Source organism: Streptomyces sp. NRRL B-1140 (assembly GCF_001280065.1).
Lineage (GTDB): Bacteria > Actinomycetota > Actinomycetes > Streptomycetales > Streptomycetaceae > Streptomyces.
The window spans coordinates 266,032-284,204 of sequence record NZ_LGEA01000036.1; the positions used below are offsets into that span (position 1 = coordinate 266,032).

Genomic DNA, 18,173 nt, shown 5'->3' on the forward strand with positions numbered 1-18,173 from the left:
CGGGTCACACGCGCCTCACGCAGGCACGCGGGTGTGAGGGGCGCACGCCCCGCGCTCCGGATCAGGCCACGCCCGCCGTCGCCCGGGTCGTCGAGGCGATCGTCGCCGAGCCCACCACACGCGTGCCGTCGTACAGCACGATCGCCTGGCCGGGGGCGACACCGCGGACGGGCTCGGTGAAGGTGACCTCCAAGGAGCCGTCGACGACTTCGGCGCTCACCTCGGTCTCGCCGCCGTGGGCACGCAGCTGAGCCGTGTAGGTGCCGGGGCCGGCGGGGGCGGCGCCGCACCAGCGGGGCTTGATCGCGGTGAGGGCGCTGACGTCCAGGGCGGACGCCGGACCGACGGTCACCGTGTTGTCGACCGGCGAGATGTCGAGGACGTAGCGCGGCTTGCCGTCGGGGGCCGGGGTGCCGATGCGCAGGCCCTTGCGCTGGCCGATGGTGAAGCCGTACGCGCCCTCGTGGGTGCCGACCTTGGTGCCGGACTCGTCGACGATGTCGCCCTCGGAGCGGCCGAGCCGGTTCGCGAGGAAGCCCTGGGTGTCGCCGTCGGCGATGAAGCAGATGTCGTGCGAGTCGGGCTTCTTGGCCACGGCCAGGCCCCTGCGCTCGGCCTCGGCGCGGATCTCGTCCTTGGTGGTGACGGTGTCGCCGAGCGGGAACATCGCGTGGGCGAGCTGCCGGTCGTCCAGCACGCCGAGGACGTAGGACTGGTCCTTGGCCATGTCGGAGGCGCGGTGCAGCTCGCGGGTGCCGTCCTCGCGCACGATCACCTGGGCGTAGTGGCCCGTGCAGACCGCGTCGAAGCCGAGCGCGAGCGCCTTGTCGAGGAGCGCGGCGAACTTGATCTTCTCGTTGCAGCGCAGGCAGGGGTTGGGGGTGCGGCCGGCCTCGTACTCGGCGACGAAGTCCTCGACGACGTCCTCGCGGAAGCGGTCGGCGAGGTCCCACACGTAGAACGGGATGCCGATGACGTCGGCGGCGCGGCGGGCGTCGCGGGAGTCCTCGATGGTGCAGCAGCCCCGCGCGCCGGTCCGGAAGGATTGGGGATTGGCGGAGAGCGCGAGGTGGACGCCGGTCACGTCGTGGCCCGCTTCGGCCGCGCGGGCGGCGGCGACGGCGGAGTCGACTCCGCCGGACATGGCGGCCAGGACGCGGAGGGGACGGGGGCGCTGCGGGGTCTCAGTCATAACCCTTCCAGGGTACGGGGCGCGGGAACCGGGGCCGCCGGGTATCCGTTGTCGATCACATGGGACAGCGGAAGGCTTCGAGGGACGGCGACCGGAAGGTCGGCCGCCGCGCGCTGCTGATCGGCGGCACGGTGGCCGCGGCGGGCTCCGCCGTGCTCGCCCGGGACGAGCTGGCGCGTCTGTGGTGGCGGACTCCGGGCGTGGAGAAGCCGCGCAAGGAGGGCGAGGTCGACTACGCGGGCGCGCGCTGGGTGGCGGCGTCGGAGGCGAACTGGCGCCGCGCGGACCGGCCCGACGACTACGGCATCGACATGGTGGTCGTCCATGTCACCCAAGGCAGCTTCGACAGTGCCGTGAAGGCCTTCCAGGACCCGGGGCACAGGGCGGCCGCGCACTACATCGTCGGGCAGGACGGGCATGTGGCGCAGATGATCCGTGAGCTGGACGTGGCGTACCACGCGGGCAACCGCGACTACAACGAACGCAGTGTCGGCATCGAGCACGAGGGTTTCGTGGACCGCCCGCAGGACTTCACGGACGAGATGTACGAGGCGTCGGCCCGGCTCACGGCGCGGATCTGCGCCCGCTACGACATACCCGTCGACCGCGAGCACATCATCGGCCACGTGGAGGTCCCGGGCACGGACCACACGGACCCGGGGCGGCACTGGGACTGGGAGAAGTACATGCGCCTGATACGCCGGGCGCGTACGACCCCGGCCTGAGCTCAGGGCTCGTCGGCGCCGGCTGCTCCTGTGCCCCGCGGCGCCGAGATGACCCGAACGACAGGCCCTAGGTCAGCCCCGCCGCCCTGGCCCGTTCCACCGCCGGGCCGATGGCCTTCGCCAGGGCCTCGACATCGGCCTCGGTGGAGGTGTGGCCGAGGGAGAAGCGCAGGGTGCCGCGGGCCAGGTCGGGGTCGGTGCCGGTGGCGAGGAGGACGTGGCTGGGCTGGGCCACGCCGGCGGTGCAGGCGGAGCCGGTGGAGCACTCGATGCCCTGCGCGTCGAGCAGGAGCAGCAGGGAGTCGCCCTCGCAGCCGGGGAAGGTGAAGTGCGCGTTGGCGGGGAGGCGCCCGGCGGGGTCCGGGTCGCCGCCGAGGATCGCGTCCGGCACGGCCGAGCGGACCGCGGTGACGAGGCTGTCGCGCAGGGCGCCGATCTCGCGGGCGAACCACTCGCGCTGCTCGGCGGCGAGCCGGCCGGCGACGGCGAAGGAGGCGACGGCGGGCACGTCGAGGGTGCCGGAGCGCACGTGCCGCTCCTGACCGCCGCCGTGCAGGACGGGTACGGGGGTGTGCTCGCGGCCGAGGATCAGCGCGCCGATGCCGTAGGGTCCGCCGATCTTGTGGCCCGAGACGGTCATGGCGGCGAGACCCGAGGCGGCGAAGTCGACCGGGATCTGACCGAAGGCCTGGACGGCGTCCGCGTGCAGCGGGATCCCGAACTCTGCTGCCACGTCGGCGAGTTCACGGACGGGCAGGATCGTCCCGATCTCGTTGTTCGCCCACATGACGGTGGCGAGGGCCACGTCGTCGGGGTTGCGGACGATCGCCTCGCGCAGGGCGCCGGGGTGGACGCGGCCGTGGGCGTCGACCGGGAGGTACTCGACGGTGGCGCCTTCGTGTTCGCCGAGCCAGTGCACGGCGTCGAGGACCGCGTGGTGCTCGACGGGGCTGGCGAGGACGCGGGTGCGGGCGGGGTCGGCGTCGCGGCGTGACCAGTAGAGGCCCTTGACGGCGAGGTTGTCGGCCTCCGTGCCGCCCGAGGTGAAGACGACCTCGCTGGGGCGGGCGCCGAGGGCTTCGGCGAGGGTCTCGCGGGCCTCCTCGACGGTGCGGCGGGCCTGCCTGCCGGATGCGTGGAGGGAGGACGCGTTGCCGGTGGCACCCAGCTGGGCGGTGAACGCCTCAACCGCCTCCGGGAGCATCGGGGTGGTCGCGGCGTGGTCGAGGTAAGCCATGGTGAGCCCGATTCTACGGCTCCCCTCCGACCGGCCTCAGAGCAAGCCCGGCCGATCGTGAACCGCTTTCCGGCGCGGCGACGGCCCGTCGTCCTCGGGCCCGGCCGCGGCGTACCGGCGGACGGTCGTCCGACGGCGGCTCAGAAGCTCCACGAGATGGTGCTGTCGAACTCCATGAACGCGGCGAGGACCAGCAGGTCGGCGACGCCCAGGCCCAGACCCAGCAGCGCGCGGCCGCGGCGCTCGGTGCCGCGCCACAGGGCGACACTCGCCAGCACGATGGCGATCGGGCCGAGGAAGAGGTTGAGCACGAGGAGGCCGAGCAGGCCGAGGATGAAGGACGCGACGGCCATGCCGTCGGTGTCGCGGATACCGGTGCGGCGCGAGGCCGGAGCGGTGAGCTGCATGGTGAACGACTCCCGAAGTCGGATCGAAGGGCTGATGGGCGGTGTCAGTGGGCCTGCGTGTGGCGCCGGCGGCCGCGCTCGCGGAGCGCGAAGATGCCGAGCCAGACGGCGATGACGGCGCCGACGGCCACGGAGAAGGTGAGCGGAGCGTGGGCCACGGTGCCCAGGACGACTCCCAGCAGCAGGAGTGCGGCGACGATGAACAGCACGGGAAACAACCCCCAGGGTTTCGGTGAACGTTTGTGGTTACAGTTGTTCACTGACTTCCCAGTCTAACGCCTCCCATGACTTTCCAATTCCAGAGAACAGTTGTTAACTGCATGGTATGAGTCACACCCTCGGCATCCGGCAGGCCCAGAAGCAGAAGACCCGGCAGGCACTCCTCGACGCGGCCCTCGGGCTGCTGGAGGAGCAGAGCCTCAGCAGCCTGGGACTGCGCGAGGTCACCCGCGCCGTCGGTGTCGCCCCGACCGCCTTCTACCGCCACTTCCGCTCCACGGCGGATCTGGGCGTGGCCCTGGTCGAGGAGGCGCTGGGCAGCCTGCACCCGATGATCCGGACGACGGTGTCCACGACGGGCGACCACGAGGAACGCATCGTGCGCACCATCGACCTGATCGCCCGTCACGTCGACGGGTACCCCGCCCATGTCCGTTTCATCGCTCGTGAACGACATGGCGGAGTTCAGCCGGTTCGGGAGGCGATAAGGGGCCAACTGGCCCGCTTCGCCCAGGAGGTCAAGGACGAACTGGCCAAGGATCCGGTCTCGGAGGGCTGGAGCGAGGACGACCTGCTGATGCTCGCGCATCTCTACGTCGACCAGATGCTGAGCACGGCGTCGCTGTTCCTGGAGGCCCTGGAGGGGCCGGCGGAGGAGCGCCCGGCCCGGACCCGGCACGTGACGCAGCTGGCGACCCGCCAGATGCGGCTGATCGGCCTCGGCCGCCACCACTGGCTGGATTGACACCCGTACGACGGACGGGGGCGCCGCGCCCGTCCTCCGGACGCGCCGCCCCCGCCGTGCCCGGGTGAGCCGGGCTCGTCCTCCTGCAGCAGTGGCACCTCAACCGCTCTCCCCCCGGCGCCCGCCTGCCGGCGAGGCCGAGTTCAGCCCAGCCGGACCCGCGCCAGCTGCCGGGACTGCGCGACCAGCCGGTCGGCGCTGTCCCACACCTCGGCGTCCTCCTCGAGGAAGCCGCCGGCGAGGTTGCGGGTGGTGATCGACACCCGCAGCGGGCCCGGCGCCGGGCGGCACCGGACGTGCACGGTCAGCTCGACGGTCGGCACCCAGCCCTTCAGGCCGAGCTCGAAGGCGGTGGGCGGCAGGGCGTCGACCGCGAGCAGCAGCGAGAGCGGGTCGTGATCACGCCCGTCCTTCAGCCCGAACCAGGCTCGCATCTCACCCTTGCCGGAGGGCTGCCCGAGGGCCCAGCCGAGGGTGGACGGGTCGAGCTTGAGCATCAGGCGCTCGGTGATGGCCGAGCTGCCGTCGACGGGGGCGGGCCCGTCCTCCGGGCCGAAGCAGTGTTCCATCGGCGGGATCGCGGGCGGCCGGGCCGTGGTGCGCACGTCGTCGGGCAGGGTGTCCAGGTCGCCGTAGGAGGCGAGGACCCGGATGCGTTCGATCTCGCGGCCCTCGTCGTCGTACTGGAAGAGGGAGGCCTGGCCGGTCGACAGGGTGCGGCCGGTGCGGACGACGTCCGTGCGGACGACCGCGGGGCCGGGCTGGGACGCGGTCAGGTAGTGCGCCGAGATCGTGAAGGGGTCGGCGTGCGGCAGGGCGTCCGCCAGGGCGCGGCCCAGGACGGCCAGCAGGTAGCCGCCGTTGACGGCGCTGATGATCGTCCAGCCGGCGGAGAGGTCGATGTCGTAGACGCCCGGCGCGCGGCGGGTGAGCGCGGTGTCGCGGTCGAACTCGCTGTCGCCGATCGTGGCCCGGGCGGCCGGGGCGGTGGCTGCTTCTGGCATGACCGAAACAGTACAAGAACTCATTACTAAGCGGTAGCTTTGTGCCAGGGGCTCGGGTCACAGGCTCCCCTGCCGGCCTGGGTCCCGCCTTGGTGAGACACGGGCAATTTCTCGGTAAGTGTCGGACTCATCCGTAAACCCCCGTACGCCTTCCCTCCTCTGTAGGGGCATGAGCCTCACCGGAACTCCGTTCCTCTGCACGCTGGTCGTCCTGTCCGTCGCCGCCCTGGTGCTGCCACTGGTCCTCTGGTCGCGCGTCCGCGGGCACCGGGCCCTGCGTCTCGCGGCCCGGGCGCTGATGCTGCTGTTCGCGCAGGGGACGGCCGTGGCCCTGGTCTTCACCCTGGTCAACAACGCCGACAACCTGTACGACAACTGGGCCGACCTGCTCGGCACCGGCGACCACGTGGAGCAGGCGGCCGATCTGGGCGCCGACGGCACCGGCGGCATCGCGCTCACGCGGCTGCCCAAGGTGCGCCAGACCTTCGAGCTCGCCACCGGACCCGGGATGGGCGCGGCCGGCGGGGTGCGGGTGACCCAGCTCGCGGGCCGGGTGTCGGGGGTGAACGCCGAGGTCTACGTCTGGCTGCCGCCGCAGTACGGCGAACCGGCCTACCGGCACCACCGGTTCCCGGTCGTGGAGCTGCTGCCCGGCTACCCCGGCTCGGCGAAGGCGTGGTTCGGCTCGCTGGACGCGCACGAGCAGCTTCAGCCGCTGATGCGCGACGGCCGGGTGGCCCCGTTCATCCTGGTCGCGCCCCGTACCAACCTGCTGGCCGCGGTGGACACCGGCTGCGCCAACGTCCCGGGCACGGTCGACGCGGACACCTGGCTGAGCGTCGACGTACCGAAGATGGTCATGGACAACTTCCGCGCCGAGTCCGCGCCGCAGGGCTGGGCCGTGGCCGGCTACTCGGCCGGGGCGCACTGCGCGACCAGGCTCGCCGTCGCCCATCCCGACCGCTACCGGGCCACCGTCAGCATGTCCGGCTACAACGACCCGAGCGGCGAGCGCGACTCGCTCACCGCGCAGAGCCCGGCCCTGCGCTCCGCCAACAACCCGCTCCTGATGCTGCGCAGGTCGGCCGTCCCGCCGCGGATCGCGCTGTACCTCTCCGGCCAGCCGCACGACGGCTACGAGGACGCCGTGGCCCTGCAGCGGGCCGCGAAGGCCCCGACGACCGTGCACGTCGTGTACATCCCGAAGAGCGCGGGCGGCCACAACATGGCGCTGTGGCGGCCGCAGGTGGTCCCGGCGTTCCGCTGGCTGACCCAGCAGATGGGCATCGGCCGGGTCACGGCAGGACGGGCTGTTCCTCCTCGCTCACCGTCGACCGCCGGTGCCACGCCCGCGGAGCTCGCCAGTGGTACCGCATCGCGAGCAGGCGCAGTACGAAGGCGGTGATCACCGCGACACCGCTGGTGAGCGGGTTCAGGGCGTCATAGCGGATGCACAGGGCGGCCAGGGCGGAGCCGACGATCGCCGGGACCGCGTACAGGTCCCGGTCCCAGCGCAGCAGGGAGGGGACCTCGTTGGCGAGGACGTCCCGCAGCACGCCGCCACCCACGGCGGTGGTCAGCCCCAGGCCGGCGGACGCGGTCAGGCCGAGCCCGTACTCGTAGGCCTTGATCGTGCCGGCGACGCAGAACAGGCCGAGACCGGCCGCGTCGAAGACGTTCACCGCGATCTGGATGCGCTCCACCTGGGGGTGCAGGAAGAACACGAGGAGGGTGGCGAGCAGCGGGGTGAGGAAGTACCCCAGGTCCGTGAAGGCGGCCGGCGGTACGGCCCCGATGACCAGGTCGCGGAACAGCCCGCCGCCCAACGCGGTGACCTCCGCGAGGACGGCCATGCCGAACACGTCGAAGTTCTTGCGCACGGCCAGCAGGGCACCGGAGATCGCGAAGACGAAGATGCCGATCAGGTCGAGCGTGTGCTGGACGGAGGGGCTGAAGAGTTGCTGGAGCACACGGGCATTTTCCCCTACGAGTGAGCCCCCGCCCTGATGTGCGAGGGCGGGGGCTCGGCCGGGCTCACTTCTCGGCGGGTGCGGTGCCGTTGCCGGCGGTCTTGTCCACGCCGTTGTCGGCGGCCACCTCGGCGGCCGACGACAGCAGTTGGGTGTCCTGCGGCTGCTGGTCCTCGAAGTTCTCCGGGTGGTGACAGGCGACCTGCTGTCCGGCCCGCAGCTCCTTGAGCGGCGGCTCGGTCGTCTTGCAGATCTGCGTCGCCTTCCAGCACCGGGTGTGGAAGCGGCAACCGCTCGGCGGGGCGATGGGCGAGGGCACGTCGCCCTTGAGCAGGATGCGCTCGCTCTTGACGCCCCGGCGCTTGGGGTCCGGGATCGGCACGGCCGACAGCAGCGCCTTGGAGTACGGGTGCATCGGCGACTTGTACAGCTGGTCGCGTTCGGCCAGCTCGACGATCTTGCCGAGGTACATCACCGCGATCCGGTCCGAGACGTGCCGGACCACCGACAGGTCGTGCGCGATGATCACATACGTCAGGCCCAGCTCCTCCTGGAGGTCGTCCAGCAGGTTCACCACCTGCGCCTGGATCGACACGTCCAGCGCGGAGACCGGCTCGTCCGCCACGACCAGCTTGGGGTTGAGCGCGAGCGCGCGGGCGATGCCGATGCGCTGGCGCTGACCGCCGGAGAACTCGTGCGGATAGCGGTTGTAGTGCTCGGGGTTGAGGCCGACCACCGACAGCAGCCGCTGGACCTCCTTCTTGACCCCGCCCTCGGGCTGGACGCCCTGGAGCCGGAAGGGGGCGCTGACGATCGTGCCGATCGTGTGGCGGGGGTTCAGCGAGGAGTACGGGTCCTGGAAGATCATCTGCACGTCGCGGCGCATGGGGCGCAGCTCGCCGGTCTTCAGGTGCGTGATGTCCTTGCCCTCGAACTGGACCGAGCCGCCGGTCGGTTCGAGCAGCCGGGTGATCAGCCGGCCCATGGTCGACTTGCCGCAGCCCGACTCGCCGACGACGCCCAGCGTCTCGCCCTTGCGCACCTCGAAGTCGATGCCGTCGACGGCACGCACCGCACCGGTCTGCCGCTGGAGCAGGCCCTTGCGGATCGGGAAGTGCTTCTGAAGGCCGGTCACCTTCAGCAGGACCTCGCCGTCGGCGGTGGTGCCCTTGGTGAGGGTGCTCCCGCTCGTGTCCGGTGTGCTCACCGTTTTGTCGTCGCTCACAGCTTCGGCGCAATCTCTTCGGTCCAGATACGCTCCCGCTGCTCCTGCGTCATGTGGCAGGCGGCCCAGTGCGAGCCGCCGACCTCGGTCAGCTCGGGGCGGACCGTGCGGGTGACGTTGTCCTTCGGGATGTCCGCGTACGGGCAGCGCGGGTGGAAGGCGCAGCCGGACGGGAGGTTGATGAGGGAGGGCGGCGCCCCCTTGATCGGGATGAGCCGGTCGGTCTCCTCGCGGTCCAGACGCGGCATCGAGCCGAGCAAGCCCCAGGTGTAGGGGTGGCGGGGCGCGGAGAACACGTCCTCGGCGGGGCCGCGTTCGATGCACCGGCCGCCGTACATGACCAGCAGGTCGTCGGCCATCTCGGCGACCACGCCCAGGTCGTGGGTGATCATGATGACCGCGGAGCCGAACTCCTTCTGCAGGTCCCGGATCAGGTCCAGGATCTGCGCCTGCACGGTGACGTCCAGGGCGGTGGTCGGCTCGTCGGCGATGAGCAGCTCGGGGTTGTTCACCAGCGACATGGCGATCATGGCGCGCTGGCGCATACCGCCGGAGAACTCGTGCGGGAATCCGTCGACGCGCTTGCCGGGCTCGGGGATGCCGACCCGGTCGAGCATCTCGATCGCCCGCTGCTTGGCGACCTTCTTGCTGACGTCGTGGTGGACCCGGTACGCCTCGACGATCTGCTGCCCCACCGAGTAGTAGGGGTGCATCGCCGACAGCGGGTCCTGGAAGATCATGGCCATCTTCCGGCCGCGCAGCCGCCGTACGTCGTCGGGGTCGGCCGCGATGAGCTCCTGGCCATCCAGCCAGACCTCGCCGGAGACCTTGGCGCGCGCCGAGCGGTGCAGGCCCATCACGCCGAGCGAGGTGACCGACTTGCCGGAGCCGGACTCGCCCACGATGCCCAGGGTCTTGCCCTTGCGCACGTCGAAGCTGACGCCGTCGACGGACTTGACCAGGCCGTCGTCGGTGTCGAAGTGGATGCGCAGATCGCGGACGGACAGGAACACGTCGTCCGGGACGGACGCGGCGGTGGTGTCCGGTTCGCCGAGCGCGGCTTTGTCGAGCTTGCTCACGAGTACCTCACCCGGGGGTCGATGGCGGCGTACACCAGGTCGACGATCAGATTGCAGAAGACGATGAAGAACGCGGCGACCAGGGTCACGCCCATCACGATGGGCAGGTCGTTGTCCTTGATGGCCTGCACCGAGTAGGCGCCGATGCCCTGGAGGGAGAACACGGTCTCGGTGAGCACCGCGGTGCCGACCAGGGTGCCGAAGTCCATGCCGAAGATGGTGACGATCGGGGTGAGTGCGGAGCGCAGGCCGTGCTTCGCCACGACCGTGGTCTCCTTCAGACCCTTGGCCCTGGCCGTCCTGATGTAGTCCTCGCTCATCGTCTCCAGCATGCCCGCCCGGGTGAGCCGGGCGTAGAGCGCGGAGAAGAGGAAGGCGAGGCTGATCCAGGGGAGCATCAGGTGCCAGGCCCATTCGGCCGGGTTGTCGGTGAAGGGGACGTAGTCGATGCTGTCCCAGACGGGGATCTCGTAGACGAAGAGCGCGAGCAGGATCTGGCCGGTGAAGAAGATCGGCAGCGAGACGCCGGCGAGCGCGATGAACATGGAGAAGCGGTCGATCGGCTTGCCCTTGCGCAGCGCCGAGATGACACCGGTCGTCACGCCCGTGACCAGCCAGATCACGGCCGCACCGACGGCCAGCGAGAAGGAGACGGGGATCCGCTGCTCCAACTGCGGCCACACCTCGATGTGGCTCTTGAAGGAGTACCCGAAGCAGGGTGCGCTGCAGTGCGTCGCGTCGGGACCGAACTTGTAGTCGGCGCCCACCACGAGGCCCTTGAGGAAGTCCCAGTACTGGACGTAGAGCGGCTGGTCCAGACCCAGGTTCTGCTTGATCGCGGCGACGGACGCGGGGTTCGCGTCCTTGCCGACGTACTGGGTGGCCAACTGGTCGGCCGTCTGCCCCCCGAGGCGGGGGACCAGGAAGAAGATGGCGAAGGTGACTGCGCTGACCACCAGCAGCAACAGCACTGCGCCCATGACGCGTCGGAGGATGTACGCAGCCACAGCGGTACGGCCCCGGGTGGCCGCGGCGGGGTCGTCCGCCGCGGCCACCCGGTGCCTTCACCTGCCTTTCGAAAGGATCCGGCCTGCTGAATTACTTCGCGGAGCTCATCAGCAGGTAGTCGTACATGCCCAGGTAGGCCTGCGTGACCGTGACGTTCTGCGCGGACGTCGGCCGGAGCAGCAGGTTCTTGCGGTAGATCAGCGGGACGACCGAGGCGTTGTCGAGCACCATCTTGTCGATGTCACCCCAGGCCTTGGTGCGGGCCGCGTCGTCGGTGTTGGCGATCGCGTCCGTCAGGGCCTTGTTGATCTTCGGGTCGTCCAGCTCCATCAGGTTGTTGCCGCCCGAGGGCTTGATGGCGGCACCGTTGATGATCTGGTCGAGGAAGCCGTAGCCGGTCGGCCAGTCGGCACCCCACGCCATCGAGAGCATGCCGAGCTTGTTGTCGTGGACGTAGCTCGGGACACCGGCGAAGTTCGAGAAGTACTTGCCGGAGGGGAACTGCTTGATCTCGACGTTGATGCCGATCTTCTTCAGCGACGCCTGGACGGCGGTCGCCGCGGCGACCTCGGCGGGACGGTCGGAGCGGGCCGTCAGGATCGTGTTGAAGCCGTTCGGCTTGCCGCACGCCTTCAGGGCCTCCTTGGCCTTGGCCACGTCACCCTTGTGACCTTCGGTCGCGTAGGTGTCGAACTTGGTGTAGCCGTTCACCGACGGCGGCAGCAGCGTGGTCGCCACGTCGCCCTTGGGCGAACCGCCCATGGCGTCGAGCACCGACTGCTTGTCGAGGCCCCACTGCACGGCCTTGCGGCAGTCGGCGTTGTCGAACGGCTTCACGTTCACGTTGAGCGCGATGTACTGCGTGGCGCCCGCGTAGGAGCCGTCCGTCTGGTTGGCGTACTTGCCGCGCAGCACCTTCGGCTGGGTCTGCGGCTGCACACCGGTGCCGGCCGCGTCAGCCGTGATCTTGTCGGAGAGCAGGTCGTTGTCGACCGTCACCGGGTTGACCTTGAACTTGATCGTGATCTTGTCCGGCAGGGCCTTGCGGACCGGGTCCGTCTTGGCGTCCCACTGCTTGTTGCGCACGAGGGTGGCGCCGCGGCCCTCCTCGTAGGACTGGAACTGGTACGGGCCGGTGGACTGGATGGCCTGCACGTACTTCGCACCGGTGTCCTTCGCCTGCGGCACGGGGGCCGTCTGCGAGAACGTCGCCAGGTAGTCGAAGTCGGCGAACGGCTGCTTCAGCTTGAAGACGATCGTCCGGTCGTCCGGCGTCTCGATGGACTTGATGCCCTCGGCGGACTTGTCCTTGTAGGGGCCCTTGTACTTGTCGCCGCCCTCCAGGTACGACTTGAAGTACGTCGGGCCGTTGGACAGCGCCTCGGGCGCGAAGTTGGAGCGCTCGATGGCGTACTTCACGTCCTTGGACGTCACCGGGGTGCCGTCCTGGAACTTCACACCGGCACGCAGCTTGTACGTCCAGGTCTTGGCGTCCGGGCTGGACTTGCCGAGCCCCTCGGCGAGGTCCGGCACGACCTCCAGGCCCGCCTTGCCCGCCGCCGGCTTGAACGTGGTGAGCGTCCGGCCGTAGAGGCGGGAGAAGTTCTGGACCCAGCCGTAGTACGTGTTGCCGGGGTCGAGGGAGTCCGGCACGTCCGAGTGCTCGTACGTGACCGTCCCTCCCTTCTTGTCCGACGCGTTGACGATCGAGTTCAGCGCGGCGTCCTTCTTGCCGTTGCCTCCCCCGTCGTTGTCGTCGCCTCCGCCGCACGCGGCAGCACCCAGCGACAGTGCCAGGACCGACGCAACGCCGGCGGTCACCCTTCTCGTCTTCACCTGAGGAAGCCCCCTCATTCGATGGATCACTTGCTGCGAGGGTCGAGGGCGTCACGCAGCCCGTCACCCAGCAGGTTGAAGGCCAGGACGGTGATGAAGATCGCCAGTCCGGGCACGAACATGTACTGCGGATCAGCCGTGTAGAGATCCACAGCGTTGCTGAGCATGCCGCCCCAGGAAGCCTGCGGCGGCGCGATACCGACGCCGAGGAAGCTCAGCGCGGCCTCGAACAGGATGTTCGTCGGGATGATCAGCGTCGCGTAGACGAGGATCGGTGCGACGAGGTTCGGGAGGAGCTCCCGGAACAGGATGTACGGGCCGCGCGCCCCGAGGCTCGTGGAGGCCTCGATGAACTCCCGCTTGCGCAGGGTCATCGTCTGGGCGCGCACGATGCGGCCGATGTACGGCCAGCTGAAGAAGCCGATCACGAAGATCAGCACGCAGATGCGCAGCGGCAGGCCTTCGAGACCGAAGAACCCGTCCTGCACGGAGGCGGAGATCGAGATGGCGAACAGCAGCAGAGGGAAGGCCAGGAACGTGTCCATGAGCCTGCTGATCACGCTGTCGATCCAGCCGCCGTAGTACCCGGCGACGACACCGAGCACGGTGCCGATGCACACGGACAGCAGCGTGGCGCCGCCCGCGACCAGGAGGGAGACCCAGGAGCCGTCGATGATGCGGGCGAGCATGTCCCGGCCGTACTGGGGGTCCACGCCGAGCGGGTGGTCCCAGCTCATTCCTCCCCAGCCGCCCTTGGGAGCGAGCAGTGCGGGGTCGATGAGGTCCTGGTTGAACTTGTTGGGATCGAGGTTGAAGATCCACAGGATCGGCTTGGAGAACACCGCCAGCAGCGTGAGCAGGATGACGACGACGCCTCCCGCCATCGCCACCTTGTCCCGCTTGAAGCGCATCCAGGCGATCTGAGTGAGCGAGCGCCCTTCGATCTGGCTCTTCTTGACCCCGGAGAGCACGGCCTCGGGCTGTGCTCCGGCTTCCGCCCCGGTGGTCTCGATCGGTGCGGTCACGGTGCGATTGACCCCTCTCGGGCCGGCGATCGCCGAGCCCCTGGTGCCGCGGTAGCGGTTTTGTTTGTCTCGTACACGAGACCGACCCGGTCCGTGTCTTGCCGGGAGTCTTCAACGCTTTGGCGATCTGTTGCCAGACTTGGCGATGAAAGGATGCGTAAACGTGATGCTGTCTGCGAGGTTCCGTTATCCGGACACGGGGTAACAGGGGTCGGACACCCCAGGACAGGGGCATTTTAGGACACCAGTGAACTTTCCGACCTCATCTACGCGCGGAGAGCTGAACGGCTGTCGCGTTCGAGGGGTGGCGGGAAGGGGCTCCCGGGGGGGTGCTTCAGGCCGCTCAGTACCGGCCCTGGACCGGAGGGTAGCCGTACCCGGAGGCCGGTGCCTGGACGGGGGCGGTGGCGTGGGCCTCGCGGTCGTAGAACGGGCGCGCGTTCTCGCGCAGCCACATCGCCACCGGGTCGTGCTCGTCGGACATCGCGACGGTCGACACGGGCAGCCCGTCCGGTACGGCGCCGAGGGACTGCTGCATCATCGCGCGCACCGAGTCCACGGCCGGGGGCGAGGTGTCGTACACGTCCAGTCCGATGGCGAGGTACGGCGCCCCGAGGGCGGGCTGCACCCAGGCCCGGCGCAGCGAGCGGACGGCCGGGGTGCGGTGGGCGTTCTGCGCGAGCAGGGCGTAGAACTGCGGGACCTCGATGGCGGGTTCGGACAGACGCAGGGGCCCGGCGGGCTGGCGGTCCAGGCCCGTGGCGATCCGGCGCAGGTCGAGCCACGGAATGCCGACGCCGCCGCCGGGGGCGTGCGGGTTGAGCCAGAGGCCGTAGTGGTCGGGGTAGAGGGCGCGGGCCACGTCGAGTCCGTCGATCACCTCGTACGAGCGGTTCCAGCCGCTGGCGGAGAGCTCCTGGGCGGAGGTCACGCAGGGGGCGTAGCCGTGGCCGTCGACGTCCATGTTCCCGTACTGGGCGTCGGGGGAGCCTGCCTGGCCGTGCCACAGGAGCATCCAGATCTGGCCGGTGTGCGGGGTCGCGAGCGCGCGCAGGAGTGCCTCGTAGGCGTCGTAACGCCCAGGCGTGACCTGGCGCAGCATGTGCTCGACCTGTCCGGCCGCGGCCGTGCCGCTCGCGCTCACCTTTACCGCCCCTTCGTACAACGCCTCGACGGTGCCCTAGCTTAAGCCCGCCCACCGGGTGGAGGGTTGCCCACGTTTGGCGGGTGCGGGTCCGTTTTTGGCTTGTCGCGCAGTTCCCCGCGCCCCTGAGGCGCAGCCCTACCGCTGATAGAACGGCCGGACCCGGTCCCGCATCCAGGTGCCCACCGGGTCGTCCGTCACGTCCAGCAGCACCAGGTTGACCGGCCAGGGGGCCGGGGCCGTGGTGACGGCGCGGGTGAGGGCGTCCAAGGGGAGGGCGCGCAGGTCGCCTTCCCACTGGGAGAGTTCGACGCCGACGAACATCACCGGGTCGGCGGTCTCGATCGCCGCGAGGCAGCGGCGGGCGGTGACCACGACGCCGGTCGCCTCGAACTCCGCCGAGGCGGCGGCGAGGAAGTCCACCGGGTCGTCCTGCCAGTCCGGCTCGAACAGGCGGACCCGGCCGCCGCTCGCGGGGCCGTCCAGCGGGGTCCGGCCGGCCCGGCACAGCTCGGCCACGGCGGGCGGCGGGAGCGGGATGCCCACCACTCCGCCCGGGTTGATCGCTATCCCCGCGTGCGGGGGCAGGCCGCGGGCGAACTCCACCGCGGGCGCGATGGTGTACGACAGGTGCGAACCGGCGACCTGGCGGAACTGCTCCTCGGAGCTGAACACCGGTACGAACGCCTGGCCGTCGATCTCGATGCCGGGCAGGTCGAGGGGGCCGCTGTGCGGGCCGCCGCCGTTGGGCAGCGGGATCCACACGAAACTCCGGCCGAGCACCTCGACGATCCGCCCGCCGGCCGCCGGTCCCGCGCCGAGGGAGGCCGAGAGCACCTCCTCCAGCTCGTTGCCGGGCCAGCCGCCGTGCGGGTGGGTCTGCGTCTGCGCCGGGAAGTCCGCGGAGAAGTCCGCCGGGATGTCCATCTGCCTACCGCCTGCCTGGAACCACTACTGAGGCTCAAAAGGCTAACGGCTGACGGACGCCGCGCGGCAGGAGGAAGGCCGCCCTCGTGGACGGTCGCGCGGGCTCAGCCCGTGAAGCCGATTCTGCGGAGGCTGTTCGCCGCGTCCCGGTCGGCCAGGACGGCCGAGGCGCAGCCGGCGGGGAGGTCGCCGCGCTCCACCGCGCGCAGCAGGCGGGTGCTCGCCGCGCGGTGGCGCAGGAACGCGTAGCGCGAGACGCCGCGGCCGCGGTCGCGCTGGCCGGCCAGGGCCTGTTCGGGCGTGACGTCGAGCAGGAGGAGGTGCAGGGCGCCGCCGCGGCGGCGCGCTTCGCGGGCGAGCCAGCGGCGGACCCAGGCCTGGGTGCCGCAGTCGTGCACGACGACGCCCTCACCCGTGCGCAGGGCGCGCCGCAGCCCGGCGTAGTGGGCGAGGCGGACGAGCGGGCGGTAGAGCGCGTACGGCAGGGCGCGCGGCATGCGGCGGGCCCAGCGGTCGCGGGTGTCCTGGGAGTCGATGCGCCGGCCCGGCACCGCGCGGCGCATCAGGGTGGACTTGCCGCTGCCCGGCAGACCCGTGACCACGACGAGGTCGCGGGGGCCGAACAACAGCGCGTGCGGGCTCCGGCCGGCCCGGTCGCGCAGATCGCGGACGACCGGCGCCGGTGCCGGAGCGCGGACCGCCCGGGCCGGTGCGGCCGGCTGCTCGGGCAGCGCGATGCCCGTCGTCGCGTACGCGGTGGTCCTGTTCACCGTGATCGTCCTCCCCTGGGGCCAGGTACGAGGTCCATCCCCGCCGAGTGTAAAGAGAAGGTAATGCCGCAGGCCTCTCATTTACGTGCCCGTCCTGCAACAGGGCTGCTACAGGTCGCTGCGTCCGGCGCGACGTCACTCGTGCACTCCATGGAAAAGGTCCCCCTGCCGCGCCGGAAGGATGCGTGCAATGATGTGCCCGCCAACTGCATACCGGCCGTTTGAATCCGCGCGGGAGAGTCCTCAGCAGCAGTGGTCGCTGGGGCGCCGAAGGAGCAAGTCCCTCCCTTGAATCTCTCAGGCCCCGTTACCGCGCGGGCGAGGCACATCTGAAAAGCGGGCCGTCCCTCTGTGCGACCGGAGGCGTGGCCCCACCCAAGGTGCAAGTCAGGGCCCCCGTGGTCATGGCGAACCTCTCAGGTTCCGATGACAGATGGGGAGGAACGACCTCGCCCGTCATTGCCTTGGGAGACGACCGACCGTGAGCAGTACAGGAGAACTCCGTCACACCGCGCTCGATGCCCTGCATCGTTCGCTCGGCGCGACGATGACCGACTTCGCCGGCTGGGACATGCCTCTGCGCTACGGCTCCGAGCGCGACGAGCACACCGCCGTGCGCACGAAGGCCGGGCTCTTCGACCTTTCCCACATGGGCGAGATCACCGTCACCGGCCCGCAGGCCGCCGCCCTGCTGGACTTCGCCCTGGTGGGCAACATCGGCGGTGTGAAGCCGGGCCGGGCCCGCTACACCATGATCTGCCGGGCCGACGGCGGCATCCTCGACGACCTGATCGTCTACCGCCTGGGCGAGACCGAGTACATGGTCGTCGCCAACGCCTCCAACGCCCAGGTGGTGCTGGACGCGCTGACCGAGCGCGCCGCCGGTTTCGACGCCGAGGTGCGCGACGACCGGGACGCCTACGCCCTGATCGCCGTCCAGGGGCCGGAGTCGTCCGGGATCCTGAAGTCCCTGACCGACGCCGACCTCGACGGACTGAAGTACTACGCCGGGCTGCCCGGCACGGTCGCGGGTGTCCCGGCCCTGATCGCCCGGACCGGTTACACCGGCGAGGACGGCTTCGAGCTGTTCGTGAAGCCCGGGCACGCCGTCGAGCTGTGGCAGGCGCTGACCAGGGCCGGCGAGGGCGTCGGCCTGGTCCCGTGCGGTCTTTCCTGCCGCGACACGCTGCGCCTGGAGGCGGGCATGCCGCTGTACGGGCACGAGCTGACCACCTCCCTCACCCCCTTCGACGCCGGGCTCGGCCGGGTGGTGAAGTTCGAGAAGGAGGGCGACTTCGTGGGGCGCGAGGCCCTGCGCGAGGCCGCGGAGAACGCGCAGCACGAGCCGCCGCGCGTCCTGGTCGGCCTGATCGCCGAAGGCCGCCGGGTCCCCCGCGCCGGGTACGCCGTCGTCGCCGGCGGCAAGGTGATCGGCGAGGTCACTTCCGGGGCACCCTCCCCCACGCTGGGCAAGCCGATCGCGATGGCCTACGTCGACGCCATGTACTCCACGCCGGGCACGGCCGGTGTCGGTGTGGACATCCGGGGCAGTCACGAGCCGTACGAGGTCGTGGCGCTGCCGTTCTACAAGCGCCAGAAGTAACACTGGCCGAAGGGCCGCGGCAGCGACCTCGTGCCCGTCGTCCCAGCTCACCAGCAG

Annotated in this window: 18 protein-coding genes and 1 riboswitch; of the genes, 4 read left to right on the top strand and 14 right to left on the bottom strand. The window is 70.5% G+C overall.

Features of this window, described 5'->3' with window-relative positions; translation table 11 throughout:
- Positions 1 to 61 precede the first annotated feature (61 nt).
- Positions 62 to 1,192, bottom strand: a complete 1,131-nt coding sequence (gene mnmA / locus ADK65_RS06510) for a tRNA 2-thiouridine(34) synthase MnmA (RefSeq protein ID WP_053668833.1) — start codon at positions 1,190 to 1,192, stop codon at positions 62 to 64.
- 59 nt (positions 1,193 to 1,251) lie between these two features.
- Between mnmA and ADK65_RS06515 the strand changes: the two genes are divergently transcribed.
- Positions 1,252 to 1,917, top strand: a complete 666-nt coding sequence (locus ADK65_RS06515; RefSeq protein WP_053668834.1) for an N-acetylmuramoyl-L-alanine amidase — start codon at positions 1,252 to 1,254, stop codon at positions 1,915 to 1,917.
- Positions 1,918 to 1,984: 67 nt separating this feature from the next.
- Here ADK65_RS06515 and ADK65_RS06520 read toward each other — a convergent pair whose 3' ends face one another.
- The 3 genes from ADK65_RS06520 to ADK65_RS37905 form a co-directional block, all read right to left on the bottom strand.
- Entirely contained in the window at positions 1,985 to 3,154 is a 1,170-nt protein-coding gene (locus tag ADK65_RS06520) for a cysteine desulfurase family protein (protein ID WP_053668835.1), read from the bottom strand.
- Between the two features lie 140 nt (positions 3,155 to 3,294).
- Entirely contained in the window at positions 3,295 to 3,561 is a 267-nt protein-coding gene (locus ADK65_RS06525) for a hypothetical protein (protein WP_031103607.1), read from the bottom strand.
- 44 nt (positions 3,562 to 3,605) lie between these two features.
- Entirely contained in the window at positions 3,606 to 3,770 is a 165-nt protein-coding gene (locus tag ADK65_RS37905) for a hypothetical protein (protein ID WP_031103608.1), read from the bottom strand.
- Positions 3,771 to 3,886: 116 nt separating this feature from the next.
- Between ADK65_RS37905 and ADK65_RS06530 the strand changes: the two genes are divergently transcribed.
- A complete protein-coding gene (locus tag ADK65_RS06530) occupies positions 3,887 to 4,525 on the top strand; it encodes a TetR family transcriptional regulator (protein ID WP_053668836.1) in 639 nt (212 codons plus the stop codon).
- 143 nt (positions 4,526 to 4,668) lie between these two features.
- On the opposite strand, the gene ADK65_RS06535 is transcribed toward ADK65_RS06530, so the two are convergent.
- On the bottom strand, positions 4,669 to 5,529 hold the full coding sequence (locus tag ADK65_RS06535) for a thioesterase family protein (protein ID WP_053668837.1): 861 nt from the start codon (positions 5,527 to 5,529) through the stop codon (positions 4,669 to 4,671).
- Positions 5,530 to 5,698: 169 nt separating this feature from the next.
- Between ADK65_RS06535 and ADK65_RS06540 the strand changes: the two genes are divergently transcribed.
- Positions 5,699 to 6,934: an alpha/beta hydrolase gene (locus ADK65_RS06540; RefSeq protein WP_053668838.1), complete on the top strand. Its 1,236-nt coding sequence runs from the start codon at positions 5,699 to 5,701 to the stop codon at positions 6,932 to 6,934.
- Here ADK65_RS06540 and ADK65_RS36800 read toward each other — a convergent pair.
- The 9 genes from ADK65_RS36800 to ADK65_RS06585 form a co-directional block, all read right to left on the bottom strand.
- A complete protein-coding gene (locus tag ADK65_RS36800; RefSeq protein ID WP_078955836.1) occupies positions 6,825 to 7,499 on the bottom strand; it encodes a trimeric intracellular cation channel family protein in 675 nt (224 codons plus the stop codon). The two genes, ADK65_RS06540 and ADK65_RS36800, sit on opposite strands and share 110 nt — an antisense overlap.
- A gap of 64 nt (positions 7,500 to 7,563) precedes the next feature.
- Positions 7,564 to 8,706: an ABC transporter ATP-binding protein gene (locus ADK65_RS06550; RefSeq protein ID WP_234352804.1), complete on the bottom strand. Its 1,143-nt coding sequence runs from the start codon at positions 8,704 to 8,706 to the stop codon at positions 7,564 to 7,566.
- 14 nt (positions 8,707 to 8,720) lie between these two features.
- Complete coding sequence (locus tag ADK65_RS06555; protein WP_053668841.1) at positions 8,721 to 9,803, bottom strand: ABC transporter ATP-binding protein; 1,083 nt, start codon at positions 9,801 to 9,803, stop codon at positions 8,721 to 8,723.
- Positions 9,800 to 10,810 carry an ABC transporter permease gene (locus ADK65_RS06560; RefSeq protein WP_053668895.1) on the bottom strand — a complete coding sequence of 337 codons (1,011 nt, stop codon included), beginning with the start codon at positions 10,808 to 10,810 and terminating at the stop codon, positions 9,800 to 9,802. The genes ADK65_RS06555 and ADK65_RS06560 overlap by 4 nt, the downstream gene beginning before the upstream one ends.
- 91 nt (positions 10,811 to 10,901) lie before the next feature.
- The gene (locus ADK65_RS06565; RefSeq protein ID WP_199825573.1) at positions 10,902 to 12,665 is read right to left on the bottom strand and encodes an ABC transporter substrate-binding protein; all 1,764 of its coding nucleotides are present in this window, start codon (positions 12,663 to 12,665) and stop codon (positions 10,902 to 10,904) included.
- 8 nt (positions 12,666 to 12,673) lie between these two features.
- The gene (locus tag ADK65_RS06570; protein WP_053668843.1) at positions 12,674 to 13,672 is read right to left on the bottom strand and encodes an ABC transporter permease; all 999 of its coding nucleotides are present in this window, start codon (positions 13,670 to 13,672) and stop codon (positions 12,674 to 12,676) included.
- Between the two features lie 343 nt (positions 13,673 to 14,015).
- The gene (locus ADK65_RS06575) at positions 14,016 to 14,816 is read right to left on the bottom strand and encodes an enhanced serine sensitivity protein SseB C-terminal domain-containing protein (protein WP_053668844.1); all 801 of its coding nucleotides are present in this window, start codon (positions 14,814 to 14,816) and stop codon (positions 14,016 to 14,018) included.
- Positions 14,817 to 14,954: 138 nt separating this feature from the next.
- Entirely contained in the window at positions 14,955 to 15,743 is a 789-nt protein-coding gene (locus ADK65_RS06580; RefSeq protein ID WP_053668845.1) for an enhanced serine sensitivity protein SseB, read from the bottom strand.
- A gap of 104 nt (positions 15,744 to 15,847) precedes the next feature.
- A complete protein-coding gene (locus ADK65_RS06585; RefSeq protein WP_053668846.1) occupies positions 15,848 to 16,513 on the bottom strand; it encodes an AAA family ATPase in 666 nt (221 codons plus the stop codon).
- A 222-nt stretch (positions 16,514 to 16,735) separates the two neighbouring features.
- Positions 16,736 to 16,836, top strand: a riboswitch (glycine riboswitch).
- Between the two features lie 110 nt (positions 16,837 to 16,946).
- Here ADK65_RS06585 and gcvT point away from each other — a divergent pair.
- Positions 16,947 to 18,116 carry a glycine cleavage system aminomethyltransferase GcvT gene (gene gcvT / locus ADK65_RS06590; protein ID WP_420708973.1) on the top strand — a complete coding sequence of 390 codons (1,170 nt, stop codon included), beginning with the start codon at positions 16,947 to 16,949 and terminating at the stop codon, positions 18,114 to 18,116.
- Positions 18,117 to 18,173: the final 57 nt, after the last annotated feature.

Bases quoted from the DNA above. Each gene is read 5' to 3' on its own strand.
- mnmA (WP_053668833.1), bottom strand. From the start codon at position 1,192: ATGACTGAGACCCCGCAGCGCCCCCGTCCCCTCCGCGTCCTGGCCGCC.
- ADK65_RS06580 (WP_053668845.1), bottom strand. From the start codon at position 15,743: ATGGACATCCCGGCGGACTTCTCCGCGGACTTCCCGGCGCAGACGCAG.
- ADK65_RS06565 (WP_199825573.1), bottom strand. From the start codon at position 12,665: ATGAGGGGGCTTCCTCAGGTGAAGACGAGAAGGGTGACCGCCGGCGTT.
- ADK65_RS06525 (WP_031103607.1), bottom strand. From the start codon at position 3,561: ATGCAGCTCACCGCTCCGGCCTCGCGCCGCACCGGTATCCGCGACACC.
- ADK65_RS06515 (WP_053668834.1), top strand. From the start codon at position 1,252: ATGGGACAGCGGAAGGCTTCGAGGGACGGCGACCGGAAGGTCGGCCGC.
- ADK65_RS06520 (WP_053668835.1), bottom strand. From the start codon at position 3,154: ATGGCTTACCTCGACCACGCCGCGACCACCCCGATGCTCCCGGAGGCG.
- ADK65_RS06540 (WP_053668838.1), top strand. From the start codon at position 5,699: ATGAGCCTCACCGGAACTCCGTTCCTCTGCACGCTGGTCGTCCTGTCC.
- gcvT (WP_420708973.1), top strand. From the start codon at position 16,947: ATGGGGAGGAACGACCTCGCCCGTCATTGCCTTGGGAGACGACCGACC.
- ADK65_RS06535 (WP_053668837.1), bottom strand. From the start codon at position 5,529: ATGCCAGAAGCAGCCACCGCCCCGGCCGCCCGGGCCACGATCGGCGAC.
- ADK65_RS06530 (WP_053668836.1), top strand. From the start codon at position 3,887: ATGAGTCACACCCTCGGCATCCGGCAGGCCCAGAAGCAGAAGACCCGG.